The sequence below is a fragment of the Halobacterium bonnevillei genome (genome assembly GCF_009831555.1).
Classification (GTDB): domain Archaea; phylum Halobacteriota; class Halobacteria; order Halobacteriales; family Halobacteriaceae; genus Halobacterium; species Halobacterium bonnevillei.
In genome coordinates this window covers 1-3,880 of the sequence record NZ_WUUU01000228.1, presented here as the reverse complement: position 1 = coordinate 3,880, position 3,880 = coordinate 1, and the positions used below count along the sequence as shown (strand labels likewise).

The 3,880-nt window shown below is 66.9% G+C and carries 6 protein-coding genes and 1 pseudogene; 5 read left to right on the top strand and 2 right to left on the bottom strand.

Features of this window, described 5'->3' with window-relative positions; all coding sequences use genetic code 11:
* The first annotated feature begins 282 nt into the window (after positions 1-282).
* The 4 genes from GRX66_RS17260 (at position 283) to GRX66_RS17245 (ending at position 1,998) form a co-directional block, all read left to right on the top strand.
* Complete coding sequence (locus GRX66_RS17260) at positions 283-435, top strand: hypothetical protein (protein WP_159527619.1); 153 nt, start codon at positions 283-285, stop codon at positions 433-435.
* Complete coding sequence (locus tag GRX66_RS17255; RefSeq protein WP_159527618.1) at positions 420-788, top strand: hypothetical protein; 369 nt, start codon at positions 420-422, stop codon at positions 786-788. Before GRX66_RS17260 ends, GRX66_RS17255 begins: the two co-directional genes overlap by 16 nt.
* A gap of 397 nt (positions 789-1,185) precedes the next feature.
* Entirely contained in the window at positions 1,186-1,719 is a 534-nt protein-coding gene (locus tag GRX66_RS17250) for a DoxX family protein (protein ID WP_159527617.1), read from the top strand.
* 12 nt (positions 1,720-1,731) lie between these two features.
* Positions 1,732-1,998, top strand: coding sequence for a hypothetical protein (locus GRX66_RS17245; RefSeq protein ID WP_159527616.1), 267 nt, complete (start codon positions 1,732-1,734; stop codon positions 1,996-1,998).
* A 188-nt stretch (positions 1,999-2,186) separates the two neighbouring features.
* On the opposite strand, the gene psmA is transcribed toward GRX66_RS17245, so the two are convergent.
* Both psmA and GRX66_RS17235 read right to left on the bottom strand, forming a co-directional pair.
* Positions 2,187-2,909 carry an archaeal proteasome endopeptidase complex subunit alpha gene (psmA, locus tag GRX66_RS17240; protein ID WP_159527615.1) on the bottom strand — a complete coding sequence of 241 codons (723 nt, stop codon included), beginning with the start codon at positions 2,907-2,909 and terminating at the stop codon, positions 2,187-2,189.
* A gap of 121 nt (positions 2,910-3,030) precedes the next feature.
* Positions 3,031-3,471 carry a hypothetical protein gene (locus GRX66_RS17235; RefSeq protein WP_159527614.1) on the bottom strand — a complete coding sequence of 147 codons (441 nt, stop codon included), beginning with the start codon at positions 3,469-3,471 and terminating at the stop codon, positions 3,031-3,033.
* A 112-nt stretch (positions 3,472-3,583) separates the two neighbouring features.
* Between GRX66_RS17235 and GRX66_RS17230 the strand changes: the two are divergent.
* Positions 3,584-3,880 (top strand): annotated as a pseudogene (locus GRX66_RS17230) (hydrogenase expression protein); the annotation flags it as partial.

The following is a 3,880-nucleotide window of genomic DNA, read 5'->3' as shown; positions in this document are numbered from 1 at the left end:
TTCGGCCAGTGATCCTTTTCGAGATTTAACGCTGTCAGATAGAGTCGCCCGTAACGAACCAGCACTACCTTCATCTCCGCCAGTCGCTCGGTCTGTCTTGCCATCTAGCCGGAGATTTTCGAATTCGGGACGTACCACGTCGTCGACGACGAACCGGCGCCGTTTGCGGACGTTCTCCGAACGCTCGCGGCGTCACTTGACGCCCCCGAGCCACGCCGGCTCCCGGGCTGGCTGCTGCGGCCGTTCCTCGGGAAGAGCGGCGTCCGACTGTTCACCACGGAGATGGTGACAGACAGCGACCAGTTCCGGGACGAGTTCGACTGGGAACCGACGTATTCGAGCTACGAAACGGGGCTCGACGCGGTGGTCGAAGCGTGGCGGCAGAGCGGGACAATCGAACACACCGAGGCGGGGTGGACGTGGACCGACGACTGACCGCGGTCGCAGCCGTCCACGGGGCGGTTGCCCTCCTGCACGGCGTCCCGCACCAGGCCGCGAACGTCGCCCTCGCCGGCTGGCAGCAGGCCGTCGTGGCGTTCACCGTGCTCGGGCCGTTCGTCGCCGCGGCGTACGCACAGCGGCGGCCGCGCGCATCGGGCGTGGCGTTCGTCGCGCTCATGGTGGTCTCTGTCGCGTTCGGCGTCGGACACCACTGGCTGCTGCCGGGCGTGGACAACGTCAGAAACGTGAGTGCGCCACATCACGCGACCTTCGAGGCGACTGCAGTCGCGTTAGCCGCGGTCGGCGCGGTCGGCGCGCTCGCGGGGTATTCGAGGTCCGCGAGGTAGTAGGGAGTCTCGTCGGTCTCGAACCCGGGGGAGCGGCCGGCCGTCGCGTCCACGGTGGCAACGCCGACGCCGCGGGAGTAGGTTCGTCGGCGGCGACGTGAATCGGCTTCCGTGCGTCAGTCTGTGACTACGTCGTCGGGCCAGCCAGTACGATGCGAGCGCGGAAACGGGCTGGTGCGGCGGGGACCCGTGCCGACACCCTGCCCTCGCACCGATCCGCGACCCCGTCGCACGTGCGGCGTTCCCCTCGCGGAACGAACTGTCGGTGTATGCGACGTCTGCGCCGGTGGTATTGAACGGTTCGGCCGTAAAAACAGGCGAACACGTTCGAACGTCTGGTATAATACCCCCTGAAATAGTATTAAGTACGACCAATGAAAATGGTGTTTTTGGAACAATGGGCACCAACGTAGAAACGCGGCTGCTAGGACGGGACGTGTCGTTCACCGTCGCGGAACCGTGGCTAGCGTACTGGCTCGTAATCCTGCGCGTCACTGTGGGCTGGTGGATGCTGCACGCGGGGCTCGACAAGTTCCTGGCGTGGCCGTTCGACGCGAGCTGGTTCGTCGGCGGCGCGGCGGCGGGGACGACGCTCGGCCCGGTCGTGACGCTGTTCTCGGAGGGAGCAGCGCTGTCGTTCGTCAACATCATGGTGCCCCTGGGACAGACGCTGATCGGTCTCGGACTCGTCCTCGGCGCGCTCACTCGCCTCGCGTCGTTCTTCGGGGCGATGCTGATGACGTTCTTCTACTTCATCAACGGCGAGACGGGAGGGTGGGCCCACGGCCTCGTGACGGGCGAGTTGCTCGGGCTCCTCCTCTTCGCGATGTTCGCGACGCTCGGGGCCGGACGCGTCCTCGGCGTCGACGCGTACCTCGCGGAGATGGACCTCTTCAAGGACAACGCGAGACTCCAGTGGCTGATCGGGTGACCGGTGATACACATGAGTGAACTCAATACTGCTGACAAGATCGCAGCGTACGGTGGCGGCGGACTCGTCGTGCTCGGTGTCTTCGTGATCGGGCTGCTGGAGATGTTCCTGGGGAGCACGCACCCGGTGAGCGGCGAAGGCCAGATCGAGCACGAAGCCCTCATCCCGCTGGAAGTACGATCGGGCATCATCCTGCTCGGACTGCTCATCTGGGCCGCGTACGCGGTCTACAAGGTCGTCGCAACCACCCCGGCCACCGACGCGGGGCGAACGGTCTGAGAGCCGGGTAGGGCCGCAGTCGCCGTTCTTTCGTCCGTCAGAAACGGCACACAGCGGTGGCCGTAGAACACTAGTCGTCGCGAACAGTCGAACCATCGCGGCCTACGCAGTGCCGACGCAAAAGCGTACACTCCGCAGCGTGTTTCCGGACCGCGCTACCCGTTGCGGAGTCGGACAGCCGCGCGGAGTTATTCGAGTTCCGTGAGGTAGTCGGCGGTCTCGTCGGTCTCGAACTCGTGGAACACGCCGGTTTCGGCGTCCACGGTGGCGACGCCGACGCCCTCGGGGCTGAGGTCGTCGTCCCGGCCTTCGTCGAGCGCGCGCAGCGCCAGGTCGACACCCTCGTCCAGCGTGAGTTCCTCAACGTACTCGTCCTCGAGGAACTCCTGGATAGTCGAGCGGTCCGAGCCGATGGCGACGGCCTTCCACTCGTTGGACGTGCCCGAGGGATCCGTCTCGAAGAGGCGGGCTTCGCCGTCGGAGACGCCCGCGATGAGGAGCGCGACGCCGAACGGCCGAGCGCCGCCGACCTGCGTGTACTGCTGGATGTGGTCGGTGACCTCCTTCGTGAGCGTGCGGACGCCGATGGGTTCGTCGTAGCGCACGCGCTCGACCTGCGCCTGCTGGCGCGCGTGGTCGACGAGTTTCCGTGCGTCGGCGACGTGGCCGGCGCTCGCTGCGCCGACGTGGTCGTCGACCTTGTGGAGTTTCTCCACGCTCGAGCCCTCGAGGAGGGGCGAGCGGGTGCGTTTGTCGACGACGAGGACGACGCCGTCCTCGGTGCGGACGCCGATGCTCGCCGTGCCTCGTTTGACTGCTTCGCGCGCGTACTCCACCTGGTAGAGCCGGCCGTCCGGGGAGAAGATCGTGATCCCGCGGTCGTAGGCCTGCTGTTGGTTCTGACCCTGCATTGGTTCTCTTACCTCCACGGTAGGTCGCGCCCACGTAAAGGGCTTTGACATTCGGCAGCGCGCGACGCCGGCGGTCCGACAGAATGCCGACGGCGAGCACGCGGGAGCGCGTGGACGCCAGTCAGGCCGAGAAGTACCGGCCGAAGACGAGCGGCGCGACCAGCAGCGTCAGCGGCACGAGCACCCAGACCTGGCCGGCGAAGACGTCGTACTGGCCCAGCGTGACCGATACGGGCGTGCCCTCGACGTAGCCGACGAGGAACTCGAAGCCGACAGTGAGCACCGTCCACCCGACGCCGATGGCGGCGAGTTCGGCGGTTGCGTAGGCGGTGCTCGTCGTCGCGAAGAACGCCGCGGACACGACGAGGATGGCCCCGACGAGGAGCAGCGTACTGACGACGTGTCCGGGGTACTCGCCGATGCGCGGAATCAACACGATCTCGCGGAAAGCGCCGTTGGCGATGGCGACCACCGCCAGCAGTACCCAGACGCCCAGCGGAGCGAGCAGCGCGGACGGGCGAACGGACGAGACGGCAGTGGCGGGAGAGACTGATGCAAACATCACAGGTGACTGTACGCTGTCCGCGACGATAGCTGTTTTCTAAGCCACACGTTCGCAGGGCGTCGCGCCCCCCTCTCGAAGAGTAGTTGAACCTCGGCCGTGAACGCCGACTATGGACGACGGGAAAGCGAGCCGACAGTTCTTCGACGAGTACGTCGCCGGCCGGACGGGCGCGGACCGCGCGGACGTCCGCCTCGGCCCGACGTACGGCGCGGACTTCGGCGTGGTGGACGTCGCGGACCGCGTGGTCGCGCTCGCGACCGACCCGGTGTTCGTGCTCCGGGACCTCCGGCATCGAGCGCGCCGCGTGGTTCGCCTTCCACATCTGCGTCAGCGACGCGTCGCTCTCGGGCCTGCCGCCCGCGCACCTCGCGGTGAACTTCAACCTCCCGCCGGCACCAGCGACGAG

Excerpts from the sequence above, each read along its gene's own strand:
- GRX66_RS17260 (WP_159527619.1), top strand. The coding sequence starts at position 283 with ATGGTGACAGACAGCGACCAGTTCCGGGACGAGTTCGACTGGGAACCG.
- GRX66_RS17250 (WP_159527617.1), top strand. The coding sequence starts at position 1,186 with ATGGGCACCAACGTAGAAACGCGGCTGCTAGGACGGGACGTGTCGTTC.
- GRX66_RS17245 (WP_159527616.1), top strand. The coding sequence starts at position 1,732 with ATGAGTGAACTCAATACTGCTGACAAGATCGCAGCGTACGGTGGCGGC.
- psmA (WP_159527615.1), bottom strand. The coding sequence starts at position 2,909 with ATGCAGGGTCAGAACCAACAGCAGGCCTACGACCGCGGGATCACGATC.
- GRX66_RS17235 (WP_159527614.1), bottom strand. The coding sequence starts at position 3,471 with ATGTTTGCATCAGTCTCTCCCGCCACTGCCGTCTCGTCCGTTCGCCCG.